We start from the raw sequence: 16,243 nt of genomic DNA, 5'->3' as shown, positions 1-16,243 counted from the left end.
AGGAGAAAAAATGAGCCGTTTTTCGTATTATGGATTTTTTAGTATTTTAGTATTCTTTTCTTTTATTGCTTCCTGCAATAAAGAAGGATCCGAAGAAGAACGCCAGGCCACTCCTAATATGGAAACAAAAACAAACGGCAAAAAGATCCTATTCTTCGGAGACAGTTTGACTGCAGGTTATGGCTTGAATGGACCGGAAGAATCTTTTGCTCACCTATCCTTTTTAGAACTCCAAAAAAAATATCCTGGCCTGGAATACGTAAATGCGGGTGTAAGTGGGGACACTACTTCCGGTGGTCTTGCCAGATTAGATTGGGTTTTGAATACAAAATATGACGTATTCGTTTTGGAGCTCGGTGCAAACGATTCTTTGAGAGGACTACCTACAAAGATGACGGAGGAGAATCTTACCAAGATCATCCGAGAGACAAAAGCAAAATATCCTTCCATTAAAATTCTATTAATCGGAATGAGAACACTTCCGAATATGGGTCCTCAGTATGCAACAGAATTTGCGGCCCTATTTCCTCGGATCGCTAAAAAGGAAAAGACCGAGTTTATGCCGTTCTTGCTGGAGGGAGTTGCGGGAGACAGAAGGCTAAACCAAGACGATGGGATCCATCCCACCGCAGAAGGCCATAAGATACTCTCCAAACATCTGGTGCCTTATTTGAACAAACTACTGAAATAGTTCGAGCTTCCAATCATTAAAGTACAACAAGATTCGGAAATGCTTGCTTTCTAATTTCGGATCGGAGATAACTCCTTCCTGGGACAGGTGCAAGAGATGGTACGTCAACATTATAGATCATGTACATTATGCGAAGCTATGTGCGGACTTAGATTAGAGATAGAGAACAATGTAGTAACCGCAGTCAGAGGTGATAAAGAGGATAAGTTTAGCAGAGGCCATCTATGTGCCAAGGGTCCTGAACTTAAAAATTTATACGAGGATCCGGACAGACTGAAATTTCCTTTAAAACGTACGGAAGCCGGATGGGAGAGGGTAGACTGGGTCACTGCTCTAAGTGATATCGCCACAAAACTTGTAGAGATCCAAAACAAGTACGGAAACGATTCCATTGCCGTATATAGCGGAAACCCGAGCGTTCATAATTACGGTTCTATGTTATTCGGGCAAAGGTTTATAGGAAGACTTAAAACGAAAAACAATTATTCTGCGACTTCCGTGGACCAACTTCCTCATCAATTATTATCGTACTGGATGTTCGGCCACCAACTTTTAGTTCCGATCCCCGATATTGACAGGACCAATTTTTTTCTGATCCTCGGAGGAAATCCTTTTGCATCTAACGGAAGTTTAATGACTGTTCCGGATGTGAAAAAAAGACTGGGAGAGATCCAGGCAAGAGGCGGAAAATACGTAGTTATAGATCCGAGAAAGACGGAAACGGCAGTACATGCGGACGAACATCATTTTATCGTCCCGGGAACGGATGCATTCTTCTTACTTTCTATTATAGATATATTATTTAAGAAAAACTTAACCAAAAAGAGTTCTTTCATAAAAGAAGAAGATCTCCAAAAATTAAGATCTGTTGCCTCACAATATCCTGCTTCTGGGACGGAAAAACTAACCGGGATCTCTGCAGAATCTGTGGAAAGGATCGCCCTCGAATTTTCCAAGGCCTCCGGTGCGGTATGTTACGGTCGTGTAGGAGTTTCTACACAAGCATTCGGTGCACTCTGCCAATGGCTGATCAATTCCATTAACTGTATCACCGGTAATATGGACTCCGTGGGAGGAGCAATGTTTACTCTTCCAGCCGTGGACATGATTGATCCGAAAGGAGTGATGAAAAGTTCTCCCGGAAGTTTTCATACCTACGGTTCTAGGATTAGAGATTTGCCCGAATTTAACGAAGAATTGCCTGTTGCTGCACTCGCAGAAGAAATTTTGACTCCGGGACCAGGTCAGATCAAGGCGCTCGTAACTTCTGCAGGAAATCCCGTTCTTTCTACTCCGAACGGTTCTCAATTGGAGAAGGCGATCTCGAATCTAGAATTTATGGTAAGCGTAGACTTTTATTTGAATGAAACTACAAAACACGTTCATTATATTCTTCCGCCTAGCTCCGCTTTAGAACATGACCATTTCGATCTAGTATTTAACGTTTTTGCAGTACGAAATACTGCAAGATACAACCAGCCTGCATTCGAGCCCGAAGAAGGAATGCTCCACGATTGGGAAATTTTTTCGGATCTGACTAAAAGAATAGAACTCTTAAAATCGGAAAAATCTTTGCCTAAAGAATTGATCCGAACCAAGATTACCCCTTCTGCGATCATCGATCACGCTTTGAAGTCGGGGCCTTACGGAGAAAAATCGGGATCTCCTGTCGGAATGAGTCTGGAACTTCTGAAAAACAGTCCTCATGGAGTGGATCTTGGACCATTGAAGCCTTGTTTTCCGGAAAGACTTTGGACAGAAGACAAGATGATCAGGTTAACACCAAAAGAAGTACTTTCCGATCTAGATCGATTGGCTAAATACGGACAAAAACTTCTCTCCGATAAAAATGAAAACGGTTCATTTTTACTCATCGGAAGAAGACATTTACGAAATAATAATTCATGGATGCATAATCTTCCGAAACTTATGACCGGAAAAGATCGTTGCACACTCATGATCCATCCGGAAGATGCAAGCGCTCTAGGCATTACAGAAGAAGAGGAAGTTTTTGTAGAATCCAGAGTGGGTAAGATCGGACTACCTGTCGAGATTACCGAAGAAATGATGAGGGGAGTGGTCAGTATTCCTCACGGATTCGGACATGCGAAAGAAGGAGTATCTCTCCAAGTAGCTTCAAAATTTGCCGGTTCCAGTATCAATGATCTGACGGACGATCAGGTGTTGGATGAACTTTCCGGAAACGCGGCATTTAGCGGTATACCGGTGTTCTTGCGTAAAAAATCTGCGTAAAACCAGTCCTAGATCCGCCCATCAAGGGCGGATTTGAAATTAATTTTTATCGTAGGCTTCTTGTAGTTTAGAGATATCTATCTTATACATTTGTAACATCGCGTGCATAACATTTTGCGCTTTTGTTTGGTTTTTATCGTATAGATATTTTTCCAAAATCGGCGGAATGATTTGCCAAGATAGGCCGAATTTATCTTTTACCCAGCCGCAAGGCTGTTTGATGCCGCCTGCCGAAAGTTTTTCATATAGATTGTCTATTTCTTCCTGAGTATCCGCGCTGATATAGATGGAAAATGCCTCGGTAAATTGGAAATGAGGACCTCCGGTGAAGGCCAAAAATTTTTGGCCTTCTATCTCAAAACCGGCGGAAACCATTCCTCCGCCAAGTTTCGTAAGATTTTCTATTTTCATATTTTTGAATATACCGGAATAGAATTGGAGTGCTTCTTCCAATCCCTTGTCGAACATTAAAAATGGGGTTACCTTTTGCATGTTCTTATCCTCTACGTTTTAAGTGGATAAAACCGCCGAGCCAAGACAATGGGATCGAAATTACGATGAGGCCGATCGAATACCAGGCAGGTCCCTGGTCTCCCATTTGGATATGACCTAGGGTGCTTGCGATCGTTCCGATCACACCTAGCGCGATCACATGCCCGATCGGACTATGAGGAGAAAGTTTAGCAGTAAAATATCCCCCCAAGATCGCAAGAGCCAAACGATAAGAGATCGCTAGAAGGAATAAACTGTCCGACATTCTTTCTCCCATAGGCGGATAACAATTCGTAACATGTAATACTGCATCGATCGTTATAGCAGGTATTACGTTGATCAAAATACCGGTAAAAACGGCTCCAATACTTTTTAAGATCGAAATTGTTTTTGGATTCATATTATTTTTTTCCTTCTAATGTAAGAGTATTGAGTAATGTTTCCAGGCGATTATAACTTTGGGCAGCGCCGCCTTCCATCGGGGATTTGATCACAATATCTCTTCCTTCTTTGGTTTCGTATAGAACATTGATCGTAACAAACGTTCTTCCGGATGTTTCTACAAAGGTTGTGGTGAGCAAAGCTTCTCCCGGATACCAAGGCTCATCAAAACGTTCGGTATGAATTAGCTTGTCCGGTTCGGAAATTTCCTTATACGTTCCACCTGCTCCCATAGTCGATCCGTCTTTTAGATATTTCCATACGTATCTGTATTTTCCGCCAACTTTCAAATCCACTTCGCATATATCAAAGCTCCAGCCGTCCGGACCGTATAACCAGCGTTTGATCAATTCAGGTTTTGTAAAACAGTCAAATACAAGATCTTTCCCGGCATCAAACTCCCGGGTCATTACGATTTCCCTGTCTCCTTTGGCTTCTACCTTTAAGGTTCCAATAAAGCTCATTCTATTCTCCTTTTATTTTTACGTTTAGGGGAAGTTTGTTTAGAAAGTTTTAATTCTTCTATCAGTGAATCCAATTGGTTGAATCTTCCTTCCCAGAATTTTTTATAATTTTCCAACCATTCGGTAGCCTCTTCCAAAGGTCTGGCCTCTAATTTGCGTAATCTTTTTTGAGCATCCTTGATCCCGGAAATGAGTCCCGCCCTTTCCAAAACCTTGAGATGTTTGGAAATTGCAGGTTGGCTCATGGAAAACGGTTTTGCCAGATCCATAACGGAAACCTCTCCATTTGCTAAACGTGCCAGGATCGCCCTTCTGGTCGGGTCTGAGAGGGCCGCAAAAGTTGCATCTAATCGATCGGAATAGCTAAGTGCATGACTCATACTTTATATAACCGTATGGTTATATATTTGGAATAAGCAAGTACTTTTTAGGAAATTATTTTCGAAATCGTTTGTAGTTGAGAATATGACAGAGAGGAATTATGGAGCAGATTATAGTTCATATTTTGGCATTTAACGAGGTGGAAGTTTTGGATCTTTCCGGTCCGTACGAAGTATTTTCCATCACTGAGAACGAGAATAAGGAAAAATTATTCAAAGTTTCCGTAGTTGCCGAGAAGAAGGAACTCCTACATGCCAGGAACCGTTTTCCGGTTTTTCCTCATCTCACATTAGAAGAGGCAGGTATTCCCGATATTTTAGTCATCCCGGGAGGATACGGAGCGGAAGAAATAGAGATCCATAATAAAAAGTTACTTAGTTGGATCAAAGAAATGGAACCTAAGGTAAAGATCCTAGCTTCTATCTGCACTGGTGCATTTTTATTAGCGGAGGCAGGTATTCTGGATGGAATGGAAGTCACCACTCATTGGATGGACCAAGACACCTTACGCAAAAAATATCCTAAGATCAAAAAGGTAGTGCACGAAAAATTTATAGATCATGGGCATATTCTGACTTCCGGAGGAGTTTCCAGGGGGATCTTGATGTCCTTACATCTGGTCGAAAAATTAGTAGGGAAAAAGATCGCAGAGTTTACCGCGAGAAGAATGGAATTCGATCCTTATCTAAATGATCTCCTCTAAGGCTAAAATTTTTCTTCCACCTTGCAGAGAATAAGCGGTGAGTCCTGCATCTTTTAGGATCTTGGCAGCCTTTTTGGAACGAATGCCTGATTCACAAATCGTAATATAGGTTTTTTCTTTAGAAAAACTTAATGCTACGTCCAAAGAAAGTTCAGACAGAGGAGAAAATACCGAATTTCCGATGGGCATTTCTTTTCTTTCTTCGAATTCTCTCACGTCTAGTAGGATGTATCTTGGATCTTTCTTCCATTCTTTCCAATCATTTAGATCGATTTCAACTTTTAATGTTTCTTCCCTTTTGCCGGAACCGCATTCGGTACAATTCGGATCCGCTTCTAAAAAGGTTTCGTAAAGTAAGGGAGATTCCCATTCCAATTGAAATGCAGAATGTGTAGGGGATTTTTCCGGAAAGAGTAAGTATTGTATAGCAAAAGATGCCTGGTATAGGCCTGCAATCGCGGTTTGTACTCCTAAAACTCCGCCGTCTTCGCAGGAAAGTAGATCGGATCCTTCTAAATTCGGATACAAACATTTATAACAAGGCCTTCCTTGAGGCGAGAAAATCGCGATCTGGGCGCTAGTCCTAAAAACGGAGGCCGTGACTAATGGTTTATGCGTTTGGATACAGAACCGATTGATCGTATATTTCGCTTGGATCTGGTCCGTACAGTCTAAAATAATATCCCAATTTTTGAATATACTCGGATCGATCTTTTCCGAAAATATTTCAGTGAATGTTTCTAATTGAACGCCTGGAACTCTTGCTTGGATATATTCTTCTGTGACTTCCGTTTTTTTTCTACCGATATCGGAAAGTGTAAAAGCGGTCTGCCTATGAAGATTACTCAACTCTACCGAATCGAAATCCCAAAGGCCAAGTCTTCCCACTCCTGCCGTCGCTAAATGTAAGGAAGCAGGGGAACCTAAACCTCCGAGACCGATCACCAGCGCCGATTTTTGGAGTAGCTGCTTCTGACCGGACTCGCCTAAAAAAGGCAGTTTTGTTTGTCTGGAAAAATACTTCTTCTGTTCCGGACTCATCTCAGGAAAGGATCGTATATTTTCGCATGTCCGACAAGACTTTTTAATTGGCTTTCATAAGTGTCCGGGTAAGTTAAGCTTGGACATCGTGGACGCTTATGGTCGAAAATTCGAAGTGCTTAGAGTGAGTGTTACATCCTCTTGCGGTTTCGGCTGTGTGTATTGTGCTCCTGGCACCGCTTTGAATGGAGAAGGCGCAAGCGGTTCTTTCTTAAGCGCGGAACTTCTTCGCAAAAACATACTTCTTCTTTCCCGTAAAATTTTACTCAAAGAGATCCATTTGACAGGAGGAGAGCCGACTCTACATAAAGATCTTCCCAAACTTGTACAAATCGCAAAAGAGGAGAAGATCCCGAATATTGCACTTACTTCCAATGGATTTTTTAGAGACGGCCTTATCCAGGATCTAAAACTTGCGGGTTTGGATAGAATGAACTTCTCCATAGATTCCCTCTCTCAGGAATCATTCTCTTTGATCTCAGGCAAAAATCTTCCAGTAATTCGTTTAATAAACAGGATCGAAGAAGCGATCCAGGAAGGACTGGAAGTAAAACTGAACTGTACCGTATTAAAAGGTTATAATGAAGACCAGATCCGTCCTCTTCTTCGTTGGGCGGGAGAAAGAAATCTTCCGATCCGGTATTTGGAACTCATGAAGATGGGACCTCTACGGGCAAAACATTCCGAGTTGTTTTTCTCCGCGGCAAAGATAAAGGAGGAGCTTTCTCAAGAATTCGATTTTGGACCGGAAGTCACTCCGATCGATTCTACGGCAAAATATTATCGCACTGCCGAAAATTTCAGATTCGGGATTATCGCAAATCATACGGAACCGTTTTGTGACGGATGTAATCGCCTTAGGATGGATCATTTGGGGAAAATTTACGGATGTTTAAGCGACTTTCGATCTTTCCCGGTTTCGGAAAACGAGTCTGAGTTAGAACATTCTTTACATCTTGCGATGAAAACCAAAAAAAACGAGTTTACCGGAAGCGAACTTTCTATGAAATATATAGGCGGATAAGATGGATATTCAGCTTTTATTTTTTGCCGCAGTCAAAGATCATTTTCCCGATCTAAAAAAAATCGAGGTCTCCGAAGGAGATTCTATTTATCATCTTCGTAAAATTCTTACTCATACAAACCCGGGTTCCGAATCCATCTTAAAAGTCAGTAGGTTTGCAGTGAACCAGTCTATCGTAGGCGACGATTTTATTCTGAGGGAAGGTTCGATAGTCGCGGTGCTTCCTCCTTCCAGCGGTGGTTGATATGTCCGTTTTAGAAACGTATTCCCATATTTCTTCTTCTCCTATTTTTATTTCTTCTCAAGCGCCGGATATCCCTGAAATGGGCGGTTTTGTCCTATTTTCAGGGATCGTTCGAAATCTAAACGAAGGTAAGAAGGTCACTCATCTAGAATACGAAGCGTATACACCTATGGCGGACGAGATGATCCGTGGTATTTTGGAAGACGCTCGCAAAAAATGGGATCTTCTTCATGCGAACTGCATTCATCGGGTTGGAAAACTGGAAATTTCCGAGATTGCTGTGATCGTAGAAACCGGTTCCATACATAGAGCGGAGGCTTACGAATCCAATCGTTATATTATTGATCGGGTAAAACACGAGGTTCCGATCTGGAAGAGGGAATTTTATTTAGACGGTTCTTCCGAGTGGTCGAAGGGCTGCGTACATGAGAGCCATTGATTCTATAGGGATTGTACTTGCGGGCGGGAAAAGTTCAAGGATGGGAAGGGATAAATCCTTCTTATCCTTAAAAAGCCAGAAATTTTTTCTTTTAGAATCTTATAAAAAATTAAAGTTCTTATGTAAGTCCGTTCGGGTTTCCATTCGGGAGGATCAAAGGGAAGAATATTCCAAACATATAGAAAACAATTTTTTGGTGTCAGACTCCATCCCGGATCTAGAAGGTCCTCTCCAAGGGATTTTCAGTTCTTTTCTTCCTTTCAGGAACGATCCTAATATCCGGCACTTTTTGGTTTTGGCAGTGGATCTTCCTTATATGAGGATCAAAACCTTAGCGAGACTTTGTACAAAAAAAGGGAGCTTAGGCGCAGGAGTTTTTTATCAAACCGAAGAAGGAATTGAACCGTTATGCGGTCTTTACTCTTCCGAGTATCTGCGGGTTTTATTCCAAGAATTCGAAAAAGGAGCCTTATATTCTTTTTCTCCTCAAATTTTAATCCAAAGAGGAAATCCTAGTCTTTTGGATATTCCGGAGGCGGAAAAATCTTCCTTTATCAATCTGAATTCTCCTGAGGATCTCAAGGCTCCAAAATCGTGAGAGCTTTCCCAAAATCCAAGCTCTTGAAGCCCGCGACTAGGTGTTGATCGATAACCTAGGTTTTAGGACGGACTATACGTTTCCGGTCAAAAACCGATTTACATAGGCCCTGAGAGAGAAATCATGGTTCTACCAACCAATGCGGGAATAGCTCAGTGGTAGAGCACCTCCTTGCCAAGGAGGGGGTCGCGGGTTCGAATCCCGTTTCCCGCTTACAGAAGTCCTCCACCTTCTGTCTTCTGAGACCATGGAATTCAAGACAAAGAAAAATCAAAACGCATCCGTAGACCTTAAGTTAACCTTTGATAAGAACGATCTCGAAAAAGCGTTCGAAAAGACGTATAAAGAAAAACAAAAGGATCTCAAGATCCCGGGCTTCCGTCCCGGCAAAGCGCCGATCGAAATGGTAAAACGCCATCTCGGAGACTCGGTAGCAAACGACGCAATCAATCTTCTATTATTAGAAACTGTCAGTGAACTTTCCGGGAAACTGGAACACAAGATGGTCCGTTTCCCTAAATTTACGGTCGAGGACTATGTTCCCGAAAAAAGTTTAGTGGCAACTGCCGTTTACGATACCGATCCGGAAGTTTCCTTAGGGAAATACAAAAAGATCAAGATCAAACTTCCTGAAGTGCAAGTGACCGACGAGGATATCAACGAGGAACTTCAGTTGGTCCGTAAACAACTTGCCAGAAAACTCCTGAGAGAACCGGGCGAAGGAGCCGAGAGCGGCGATATCGTAGACATGGAATTCGAAGTGAAGGAAGAAGGGCAGGAACCGAAAAACGCTAAAAACGGTTCCAGCGATTATAAATTAGGAGAACCGAATAATCTTCCCGGGTTTGACGATAACCTGTATGGGATTAAGACCGGAGAAACGAAGAACTTCTTCTATACTTATCCGAACGATTATCCGAGAGAAGATTTGGCCGGAAAGAAGATGGAATTCGCCATGACCTTAAAGGCGATCTACAAAGAAGTACTTCCTGAATTGGATGACGATCTTGCTAGCGAATACGATGGGTCTTCTTCTTTACAAGCTTTGAAAGATAAGATCAAAGCAGATCTACAAAAAAATTATACGGAAGCGGTCAAATCCAAGAAGATGGAAGACATCTACAAGGAATTGGTTGCGGATTCCAAGTTCGTATTCCCTGAGTCATATCTTACCGAAGAATCCGAGCATGTTTACCAAAATATGATGCAGGATGTTTTAGGAAGAGGTCAGGCCAGAATTCCAAAAGAACAGATCCCGAGTATCGAAAAATACGCGGAAATGGTAGGAAAACCCGTAGAAGAAGTAAGGGATTCCTTCAAAACCATTGCGGAGAACAGACTAAAAGGGTATTTCTCCAGACAGAAACTCGCTTCTGCGGAAAATATCGTTTTGACGGACGAGGATTTTGATCGGGAAATCTCAACCCTTGCCTCAAGATATGGTATGCCTGACGCCGATTTTAAAAAAGAATTGGAAAAAGGTAAACTTCTGGAAACTTACCGGGACAATTTTTTAGCAAAAAAGATAGACGATACCCTCTTCCAGCTTGTAGAAAAGAAATACAACGAGAAGATGAGTATCCGTCAGCTAAAGGAATTCCTTTCAAATAAGGAAACTGGAGAAGTATGGCAATAATTCCCACAGTTATAGAGCAAACCGGTCGCGGAGAAATGCGGTATGACGTATTTTCCCGCCTCTTAAAAGACAGAATTATCTTTCTTGGTGACGCAATTTCGGACGATTACGCGAACGTAATCATCGCCCAACTACTGTTCCTAGACGCGGAAAATCCGGACAGGGACATCTACTTATATCTCAATTCTCCGGGTGGATACGTATCTTCCGGGCTTGCCATTTACGATACTATGCAGTATATTAAGGCCGACGTTCGTACACTTTGTATCGGTCAGGCTTCTTCTATGGCGGCGCTTCTTCTGGCAGGCGGGGCAAAGGGCAAAAGATCCGCTCTTCCTCATTCCAGGATAATGATGCACCAGCCAACTGGAGGAGCTACCGGTCAGGCTTCCGATATCGCGATCCAAGCAAAGGAAGTCCTGAAATTAAAGCAGGTGTTGAACGGTTTGTACGCTAAACATACAGGCAAGTCCGTGGATGAAGTGCAAAAGGATACCGAAAGAGACCTTTACATGACTCCGGAAGAAGCCCAAAAATACGGGATCATCGATTCCGTAATTTCTATAGAGCGTCAAAAGAACTGATAGGGGGATCCCGTGGCAAAAAAACCGACCGGAACCAATAATAAACAAAAATTATTTTGTTCGTTCTGCGGAAAGGAACAAGACTCCGTAAAACGACTGGTTGCCGGTCCCGGTGTTTATATTTGCGACGAGTGTATCTCTCTCTGCAATGAGATCATTGCAGAAGAACCTGAACAGGAAAAAGAACGCACGGAACTATTGGGAGAAGTCCCGAACCCTGCCGCGATCAAAGCGATCCTAGACCAGTACGTAATCGGACAAGACCATGCAAAAAAAGCTTTGTCCGTCGCCGTTTACAACCATTACAAACGAATTTATCTCAAAGATAAAAAAGCGGATATCGAATTAGAAAAATCGAATATTCTTTTGATCGGACCTACCGGTTCCGGAAAAACTCTCCTCGCTCAAACTCTCGCTAAGATCATTAAGGTACCATTTGCGATCGTGGATGCAACGGCTCTCACCGAGGCAGGATACGTAGGAGAGGATGTGGAAAACATCATTCTCAAGTTAATCCAAAATGCGGACAATGATATCAAAAAAGCCGAGATCGGTATCATCTACATAGACGAGGTGGATAAGATCGCCCGCAAATCGGACAGCGCGTCCATCACAAGAGACGTGAGTGGAGAAGGTGTACAACAAGCGCTTCTAAAAATTATAGAAGGAACCGTAGCAAACGTTCCTCCGCAAGGCGGAAGAAAACATCCTCACCAAGAATATCTGCAAGTGGATACGAAAAATATCCTCTTCATTCTGGGTGGAGCATTCGTTGACCTGGATAATATCATCAAGACCAGGACCGGTGTAAAAACAATCGGATTCGGTAGCGATGAGAAAGACGGTAAGATCCTAAGAGACGAGAGTAAAGGGGAAATCCTGGCTCGAGTGATCCCTGACGACTTAATGAAGTTCGGACTCATCCCTGAATTTATAGGTCGTATGCCGGTAATCGCGACTCTGCAGGATTTGAGCGTGGAAATGCTCAAACGTATTTTCAGAGAGCCTAAAAATGCAATATTACGCCAATATACTAAGATCCTTGAGATGGAAAATGTAAAACTTTCCTTCGAAGAGGGAGCTATCGATAAGATCGCTCAGCTTGCTATCGAAAGAGAGTCAGGTGCCAGAGGTCTACGCGCTATCGTGGAAAATCTGATGCTAGATCTGATGTACGAGATCCCTTCCCGCAAAGACGTAGAAGAAGTGATTATCACAGAAGATGCAGTAAACGGAACCAAACCTCCGAAACTCATTCTGAAAAAAGAACCGAAAATCGCTTAAAGAGACACAGAGTCTGTTGTGAGACTCAGAGAGTTTTCACATGGAGGCACGGAGCCTCAGAGTTTGGGTCCTAAAAAGCAAATAACTTAGCTAATAGTTCCAGATAACATCTGCGTGCGGGAATTCCTACATTCCAAATCTACGTGACTTTGTGTTTCTGTGCGCAAAAACACTGTGTCTTCTTTTTCCTCTGCATCTTTAATCCCTGACTCTACCCACAGCCAAAATTGCCGCTTTAGAAAGTCCCTTTTTACTGGTTTCCATTTCTAAAAATCTTCCGAAGTCAAGGGTAAGTTCTCTGGAATTCTTATACTCTCTGTTGGAACTCCAATTTTGGAGTTGTACAAGAAGTGGCGCTACACCTGCGGAGCTAGTCAATTCGGTCAACCTATCGCTCAGGAAAACCAAATATTCCCCCGGTTTTACTTGGATCTTTTTGACATCTCTTGTCGTACTTCTGAAATCATAAAATACTTGTTTAGAAATAGGTAATGGAGTCGTTTTACCGGATTTATGTACGAGTGCTGGAAGTTTTTGGAATTGTAGAATACCCGCTTCGCCATTCCTGGTCTCTAAATAAAAGAGCGTAAGGTTTAGATAAGAGATAGGAGTGGATCTAAGTGCCCGATCCATTTTATGGAGTAAATCTTCTCCTCGTAGGCCGGTCGTTTCCTGAGCAAGGGAGATCATACCTTCTATCCTTGCCTTGAGGGAAGATTCGAGTGTTCCGTGGTTTGGAAAACCGGCTAATACTCCGAAACAGCCGTCAGCAGTCGGAATAATATTTGCGTAGTCCGCGTCTCCGCTATCGCTAGAGCGAGGAAAAACGGTGATATCCAGATTTTTGATCTTATGAAGTCTGATCTTATGGAAAAATTTCTGGATGTTATCGGAAAGTTCTCTTTCCTTTTTGTTTAAGGATTCCTGGGAGACAGCTTCTTCTTTTGTCTTTTTTTGGTAGAGAGCGATCCGAAAATGCCTCGCAAGTTCCCCTAATTCGTCCTCTCTTTCGGTTTCTCCTGAATCCTCATATACGTCTTGGGTCCAGTTCTGCAAGAGTTGGGAAATGGATTTAAGGGATTTAAAACTTAAATTCAGAAGATAATAGGTAAGTATTCCGAGCAGAATGGAAAATAAAAGCCCGACCAGCAGTCTGACCCAAACAAATGCTCTTAATTCTTTTCTAATTTCTTCTCCGAATAGGAAATCATCCAAAAGTAGATAAGATAAAAATAATACGAAAGAAGCGGTAAATGAAGCGAACGCTAATTTATGTTTGGATTGAAGATTCGGAAACAACTCATTTCCTCTCTATGATTGCGATTAGTGCGAGTGAGATCCCAAAAAGGAACAGTAAAGGAACGAATAACATCAACATTGATATTACATCCGGTCCCGGGGATAATACCGCTGCCGCAAATGCGATCCCGATAAATGCTTCTCTCCAATGTCTGAGTAAAAAAGAAAGTTTTAATATTCCAACAGCCGCTAGTAACACCATGATGACCGGAAGTTGAAAAGACAATCCGAAGATCAAATGCATATTGAAGAATACATCGTAGTATTCGTCTATGGGAAGTTTTGTCTCTATATCTAGAGGTCGGACAGTCACTAAAAAAATTTTCAGAAAACTTTCGAATGCTTGGGCCCAACAGAGCCAAATTCCCAACCAAAAAAGAACTGTGGAAAATGCGATAAGAGCTTTTCCGAGTCTTGCCGTTCTCGGTTCTAATGCGGGAGAAACAAATCCCCATAAAAAAGCTAGAACAAAAGGGAAAGTGATCAAGATAGAAACCATAAATCCCGTTCGCAAATAAACCATAAAAGGAGCCATGAGTTTGATTTGGTAGAAAGTGGCGGATTCCCCCAGAATGTTCTTGTACGGTTTGATGACTATCTTATGTAACTCTTCTCCGAAATACAAAGCTACCACGAAAAAAACGGTAAAAACCAGAATGGAACGAATTAGAACGGAACGTAATTCCTCTAAATGTTCCCCCAAGGTCATAAATTTTTCTCTGTCATGAGGAAAACTTTCCTCCGAGGCAGAGAGGGAAGGTTGTTTCATTTCATTAGTTGAAAGGTGCTTTTTTTTAGAAGGCATATCGAAAGGTTGGAATTAACATAAGGCTTCGCACAGAGTTCACGGAGAGCACAGAGGTTTAAATACGGAGTACGTTCTCCTAAAACTACCTCGGTGAGCTCTGTGTCCTCCAGTGCGAGAATCGTATGATTAAGCGGATTTTTTGGATTTCTTAGAGGAAGAAGGAGTCGGAGTCGGTTTGGTTTCCGGTTCCTGGATTTTAGCGGATTCAGATTCGGAATCTCCGGAAAGAGACTTACGAAATTGGCGGATTCCGTCCCCTAAATCCTTAGCTAAAGAGGGAAGTCGCTTGCCCCCGAAAAGTAGGAGAGCTAAACCTAGTATGAAAAAGATTTCCCAAGGGCCTAAATTTAAAAATGCGAGTGGTGCGTACATATACTATCTCCTTAGTTAGGATTTTGCCTCTGTAATATATGTCAAATAGTTAGTAGGAACAAGCCGATAATTCTATTGGGACTTCGGTTCTGATAGAAAGGCAAAAACGGAGGAGTTTATGAGAATTGAATCGAATCCCTTAGATTCCCTCTCCGTTCCTCTTCCGGTTCGAGAACCTGGTGGAGAGGAAGAAAAAGAAGTAGATCGGAAAAAAGCGGAGAATACTCCGAATTCCGATTATATGTACGCCCTTTCTGTCGGAAGTTTGATAAATGTGCAGGTGTAATTAATGGCTCTTACCAAGGAACAGAAGCAGGAATTCCAGGAGAAACTGGCGGATTTTCGAGCATTTTTGGAGGATTTGAAGAAGGAAGCGAACCTTCTGAAAGCCCAATCCAGAAAAGATCCCAAAATGGAACCCTACTTTAATGTGGCTCTTTCCTTAAATTCAATTAAAAATATTAACACCTGTCTACTGATCAATGAGATCTCCGTTGCCATTTTGGATCTAAAATCGGATACCTACCTCAACCAAGGGCGAAAAGAAATTTATAGCGCGATCTCTTTTATGGAAAAAGTGGTTGGGACCGACTTCGAGTCAGGTTTAGGAGAAAATAAGGACCTTCTCGCCAAAATCCCTGAATTTAATCCGCTCCAAAGATTGAATTACGTAAAAGGACTCAGGACCAGCACTACAAATACAATCGAAGCATTCGGTTCCAACTCCAAATGGAAATGGAGTTTTCCGGAGATCCATTTCAAAATCGCGATTCTTAGTAAGAATCTTTTTGACTTTCGGGCTTTTGAGAAGGAAAGAGACTTAGAGAATCCCTTTTATTATCCCAGACAGGAACATTATAATTTAATCCTCGAACTTTGTAACTTTGCCGCCCAGGAATATCGAGCCAAATTCGATTTGTCCACCCAGGACGCCGGAGACCTGAAAAAATCCATATCCCTTTTGGAGGTAAACCGTAAAATCCTCCAAACCACGGGCGAAACGGAAGACCTGAGAAAGACAAAAACCTTGATAGAATCCTTAAAAGAAAAGGTTGAGGCGATAGAAGCCGAGAAGGAAAAGAAGAAAAAGAAGAAATAGACCCGTCCAATTTGTTATAAAGAGTGGGAAAAAGATAGGAGAAAATCTAACTCATGGCATTGACCGAAATAAACGATTCAACTTTCAGTTCCGAGATCAACGGGGGCATGGTTCTAGTAGATTGCTGGGCCGAATGGTGCGGTCCCTGTAGAATGGTTTCCCCGGTTTTGGAAGAACTTTCGTCCGAGATGAACGATATCTTAAAAATTAAAAAATTAAACGTAGACGACAATCAGGACACGGCACAAAAATTAAATATTCAATCTTTGCCGACCCTTCTACTTTTCAAAGACGGACAATTAGTGGATAAGATCATAGGAGCACTTCCTAAGGCGCAAATCAAAAGTTTTATCGAAAGACATAAATAAAAAAATTCGATCTCGACTGCGG

21 protein-coding genes and 1 tRNA gene are annotated in these 16,243 nt (G+C 42.1%); 14 read left to right on the top strand and 8 right to left on the bottom strand.

The genetic code is table 11. The features are described 5' to 3' along the window. The first annotated feature begins 10 nt into the window (after window positions 1–10). Together LEP1GSC192_RS13940 and LEP1GSC192_RS13935 are read left to right on the top strand one after the other, a co-directional pair. A complete protein-coding gene (locus LEP1GSC192_RS13940) occupies window positions 11–691 on the top strand; it encodes an arylesterase (RefSeq protein WP_036090374.1) in 681 nt (226 codons plus the stop codon). A 138-nt stretch (window positions 692–829) separates the two neighbouring features. Further along, window positions 830–2,944: a molybdopterin oxidoreductase family protein gene (locus LEP1GSC192_RS13935; protein ID WP_020770798.1), complete on the top strand. Its 2,115-nt coding sequence runs from the start codon at window positions 830–832 to the stop codon at window positions 2,942–2,944. A 39-nt stretch (window positions 2,945–2,983) separates the two neighbouring features. Here LEP1GSC192_RS13935 and LEP1GSC192_RS13930 read toward each other — a convergent pair whose 3' ends face one another. From LEP1GSC192_RS13930 to LEP1GSC192_RS13915, 4 genes are read right to left on the bottom strand one after another with little or no spacing between them, the layout of a single operon-like run. After that, the gene (locus LEP1GSC192_RS13930) at window positions 2,984–3,436 is read right to left on the bottom strand and encodes a VOC family protein (RefSeq protein ID WP_020770818.1); all 453 of its coding nucleotides are present in this window, start codon (window positions 3,434–3,436) and stop codon (window positions 2,984–2,986) included. A 4-nt stretch (window positions 3,437–3,440) separates the two neighbouring features. Continuing rightward, the gene (locus tag LEP1GSC192_RS13925) at window positions 3,441–3,836 is read right to left on the bottom strand and encodes a hypothetical protein (protein WP_020770602.1); all 396 of its coding nucleotides are present in this window, start codon (window positions 3,834–3,836) and stop codon (window positions 3,441–3,443) included. Between the two features lies 1 nt (window position 3,837). Further along, the gene (locus tag LEP1GSC192_RS13920; protein ID WP_020770688.1) at window positions 3,838–4,341 is read right to left on the bottom strand and encodes an SRPBCC family protein; all 504 of its coding nucleotides are present in this window, start codon (window positions 4,339–4,341) and stop codon (window positions 3,838–3,840) included. Then, on the bottom strand, window positions 4,338–4,721 hold the full coding sequence (locus LEP1GSC192_RS13915) for a helix-turn-helix transcriptional regulator (protein ID WP_020770736.1): 384 nt from the start codon (window positions 4,719–4,721) through the stop codon (window positions 4,338–4,340). Before LEP1GSC192_RS13915 ends, LEP1GSC192_RS13920 begins: the two co-directional genes overlap by 4 nt. Before the next feature lie 101 nt (window positions 4,722–4,822). Between LEP1GSC192_RS13915 and LEP1GSC192_RS13910 the strand changes: the two genes are divergently transcribed. Continuing rightward, complete coding sequence (locus LEP1GSC192_RS13910; protein WP_020770711.1) at window positions 4,823–5,425, top strand: DJ-1/PfpI family protein; 603 nt, start codon at window positions 4,823–4,825, stop codon at window positions 5,423–5,425. Here the strand turns inward: LEP1GSC192_RS13910 and LEP1GSC192_RS13905 are convergent. Further along, window positions 5,408–6,466: a HesA/MoeB/ThiF family protein gene (locus LEP1GSC192_RS13905; protein WP_020770832.1), complete on the bottom strand. Its 1,059-nt coding sequence runs from the start codon at window positions 6,464–6,466 to the stop codon at window positions 5,408–5,410. The genes LEP1GSC192_RS13910 and LEP1GSC192_RS13905 overlap by 18 nt on opposite strands. A gap of 79 nt (window positions 6,467–6,545) precedes the next feature. Between LEP1GSC192_RS13905 and LEP1GSC192_RS13900 the strand changes: the two genes are divergently transcribed. From LEP1GSC192_RS13900 to clpX, 8 genes are all read left to right on the top strand, one after another. After that, entirely contained in the window at window positions 6,546–7,490 is a 945-nt protein-coding gene (locus tag LEP1GSC192_RS13900) for a GTP 3',8-cyclase MoaA (protein ID WP_020770699.1), read from the top strand. A gap of 1 nt (window position 7,491) precedes the next feature. Further along, window positions 7,492–7,734: a MoaD/ThiS family protein gene (locus LEP1GSC192_RS13895; RefSeq protein WP_020770875.1), complete on the top strand. Its 243-nt coding sequence runs from the start codon at window positions 7,492–7,494 to the stop codon at window positions 7,732–7,734. A 1-nt stretch (window position 7,735) separates the two neighbouring features. Beyond that, entirely contained in the window at window positions 7,736–8,173 is a 438-nt protein-coding gene (locus LEP1GSC192_RS13890; protein ID WP_020770616.1) for a molybdenum cofactor biosynthesis protein MoaE, read from the top strand. Continuing rightward, entirely contained in the window at window positions 8,160–8,771 is a 612-nt protein-coding gene (locus LEP1GSC192_RS13885; protein ID WP_036090297.1) for a molybdenum cofactor guanylyltransferase, read from the top strand. The genes LEP1GSC192_RS13890 and LEP1GSC192_RS13885 overlap by 14 nt, the downstream gene beginning before the upstream one ends. Window positions 8,772–8,912: 141 nt before the next feature. After that, a tRNA-Gly gene (locus LEP1GSC192_RS13880) sits at window positions 8,913–8,984 on the top strand. A gap of 34 nt (window positions 8,985–9,018) precedes the next feature. Beyond that, window positions 9,019–10,407: a trigger factor gene (gene tig, locus LEP1GSC192_RS13875; protein ID WP_020770827.1), complete on the top strand. Its 1,389-nt coding sequence runs from the start codon at window positions 9,019–9,021 to the stop codon at window positions 10,405–10,407. Continuing rightward, window positions 10,398–10,991, top strand: coding sequence for an ATP-dependent Clp endopeptidase proteolytic subunit ClpP (gene clpP, locus LEP1GSC192_RS13870; RefSeq protein WP_020770662.1), 594 nt, complete (start codon window positions 10,398–10,400; stop codon window positions 10,989–10,991). The genes tig and clpP overlap by 10 nt, the downstream gene beginning before the upstream one ends. A 12-nt stretch (window positions 10,992–11,003) precedes the next feature. After that, window positions 11,004–12,275, top strand: a complete 1,272-nt coding sequence (clpX, locus tag LEP1GSC192_RS13865) for an ATP-dependent Clp protease ATP-binding subunit ClpX (RefSeq protein ID WP_020770752.1) — start codon at window positions 11,004–11,006, stop codon at window positions 12,273–12,275. 198 nt (window positions 12,276–12,473) lie between these two features. Here the strand turns inward: clpX and rktP are convergent, their stop codons facing one another. The 3 genes from rktP to LEP1GSC192_RS13850 all read right to left on the bottom strand — a co-directional run bounded on the left by rktP (window position 12,474) and on the right by LEP1GSC192_RS13850 (window position 14,754). After that, window positions 12,474–13,574 (bottom strand): Arg-Lys translocation region protein phosphatase RktP, encoded by a 1,101-nt coding sequence (rktP, locus tag LEP1GSC192_RS13860; RefSeq protein WP_020770846.1) that lies wholly within the window; start codon window positions 13,572–13,574, stop codon window positions 12,474–12,476. A 1-nt stretch (window position 13,575) separates the two neighbouring features. After that, entirely contained in the window at window positions 13,576–14,379 is an 804-nt protein-coding gene (gene tatC, locus LEP1GSC192_RS13855) for a twin-arginine translocase subunit TatC (RefSeq protein ID WP_036090295.1), read from the bottom strand. A gap of 129 nt (window positions 14,380–14,508) precedes the next feature. Beyond that, window positions 14,509–14,754 (bottom strand): twin-arginine translocase TatA/TatE family subunit, encoded by a 246-nt coding sequence (locus LEP1GSC192_RS13850; RefSeq protein ID WP_020770667.1) that lies wholly within the window; start codon window positions 14,752–14,754, stop codon window positions 14,509–14,511. 118 nt (window positions 14,755–14,872) lie between these two features. Here LEP1GSC192_RS13850 and LEP1GSC192_RS19965 point away from each other — a divergent pair, with 118 nt between their 5' ends. The 3 genes from LEP1GSC192_RS19965 to trxA are packed head-to-tail and all read left to right on the top strand — an operon-like array spanning window position 14,873 to window position 16,221. Next, complete coding sequence (locus LEP1GSC192_RS19965; RefSeq protein WP_020770762.1) at window positions 14,873–15,040, top strand: hypothetical protein; 168 nt, start codon at window positions 14,873–14,875, stop codon at window positions 15,038–15,040. Between the two features lie 3 nt (window positions 15,041–15,043). Beyond that, window positions 15,044–15,853 carry a hypothetical protein gene (locus tag LEP1GSC192_RS13845; RefSeq protein ID WP_020770869.1) on the top strand — a complete coding sequence of 270 codons (810 nt, stop codon included), beginning with the start codon at window positions 15,044–15,046 and terminating at the stop codon, window positions 15,851–15,853. Between the two features lie 53 nt (window positions 15,854–15,906). Beyond that, window positions 15,907–16,221 carry a thioredoxin gene (gene trxA, locus LEP1GSC192_RS13840; protein ID WP_008592903.1) on the top strand — a complete coding sequence of 105 codons (315 nt, stop codon included), beginning with the start codon at window positions 15,907–15,909 and terminating at the stop codon, window positions 16,219–16,221. Window positions 16,222–16,243 lie beyond the last annotated feature (22 nt).

Source organism: Leptospira sp. B5-022, assembly GCF_000347035.1.
Classification (GTDB): domain Bacteria; phylum Spirochaetota; class Leptospiria; order Leptospirales; family Leptospiraceae; genus Leptospira_B; species Leptospira_B cinconiae.
This window is presented reverse-complemented; position numbering and strand designations above follow the sequence as displayed.

What these genes read in the sequence shown, in the direction of transcription:
- clpP (WP_020770662.1), top strand. Translation starts at nt 10,398, where the DNA reads ATGGCAATAATTCCCACAGTTATAGAGCAAACCGGTCGCGGAGAAATG.
- LEP1GSC192_RS13920 (WP_020770688.1), bottom strand. Translation starts at nt 4,341, where the DNA reads ATGAGCTTTATTGGAACCTTAAAGGTAGAAGCCAAAGGAGACAGGGAA.
- LEP1GSC192_RS13885 (WP_036090297.1), top strand. Translation starts at nt 8,160, where the DNA reads ATGAGAGCCATTGATTCTATAGGGATTGTACTTGCGGGCGGGAAAAGT.
- LEP1GSC192_RS13890 (WP_020770616.1), top strand. Translation starts at nt 7,736, where the DNA reads ATGTCCGTTTTAGAAACGTATTCCCATATTTCTTCTTCTCCTATTTTT.
- LEP1GSC192_RS13850 (WP_020770667.1), bottom strand. Translation starts at nt 14,754, where the DNA reads ATGTACGCACCACTCGCATTTTTAAATTTAGGCCCTTGGGAAATCTTT.
- LEP1GSC192_RS13940 (WP_036090374.1), top strand. Translation starts at nt 11, where the DNA reads ATGAGCCGTTTTTCGTATTATGGATTTTTTAGTATTTTAGTATTCTTT.
- LEP1GSC192_RS13845 (WP_020770869.1), top strand. Translation starts at nt 15,044, where the DNA reads ATGGCTCTTACCAAGGAACAGAAGCAGGAATTCCAGGAGAAACTGGCG.
- LEP1GSC192_RS13935 (WP_020770798.1), top strand. Translation starts at nt 830, where the DNA reads ATGTGCGGACTTAGATTAGAGATAGAGAACAATGTAGTAACCGCAGTC.
- tig (WP_020770827.1), top strand. Translation starts at nt 9,019, where the DNA reads ATGGAATTCAAGACAAAGAAAAATCAAAACGCATCCGTAGACCTTAAG.
- LEP1GSC192_RS13930 (WP_020770818.1), bottom strand. Translation starts at nt 3,436, where the DNA reads ATGCAAAAGGTAACCCCATTTTTAATGTTCGACAAGGGATTGGAAGAA.
- tatC (WP_036090295.1), bottom strand. Translation starts at nt 14,379, where the DNA reads ATGCCTTCTAAAAAAAAGCACCTTTCAACTAATGAAATGAAACAACCT.
- LEP1GSC192_RS13895 (WP_020770875.1), top strand. Translation starts at nt 7,492, where the DNA reads ATGGATATTCAGCTTTTATTTTTTGCCGCAGTCAAAGATCATTTTCCC.
- LEP1GSC192_RS13925 (WP_020770602.1), bottom strand. Translation starts at nt 3,836, where the DNA reads ATGAATCCAAAAACAATTTCGATCTTAAAAAGTATTGGAGCCGTTTTT.
- LEP1GSC192_RS13905 (WP_020770832.1), bottom strand. Translation starts at nt 6,466, where the DNA reads ATGAGTCCGGAACAGAAGAAGTATTTTTCCAGACAAACAAAACTGCCT.
- LEP1GSC192_RS19965 (WP_020770762.1), top strand. Translation starts at nt 14,873, where the DNA reads ATGAGAATTGAATCGAATCCCTTAGATTCCCTCTCCGTTCCTCTTCCG.
- LEP1GSC192_RS13910 (WP_020770711.1), top strand. Translation starts at nt 4,823, where the DNA reads ATGGAGCAGATTATAGTTCATATTTTGGCATTTAACGAGGTGGAAGTT.
- LEP1GSC192_RS13915 (WP_020770736.1), bottom strand. Translation starts at nt 4,721, where the DNA reads ATGAGTCATGCACTTAGCTATTCCGATCGATTAGATGCAACTTTTGCG.
- trxA (WP_008592903.1), top strand. Translation starts at nt 15,907, where the DNA reads ATGGCATTGACCGAAATAAACGATTCAACTTTCAGTTCCGAGATCAAC.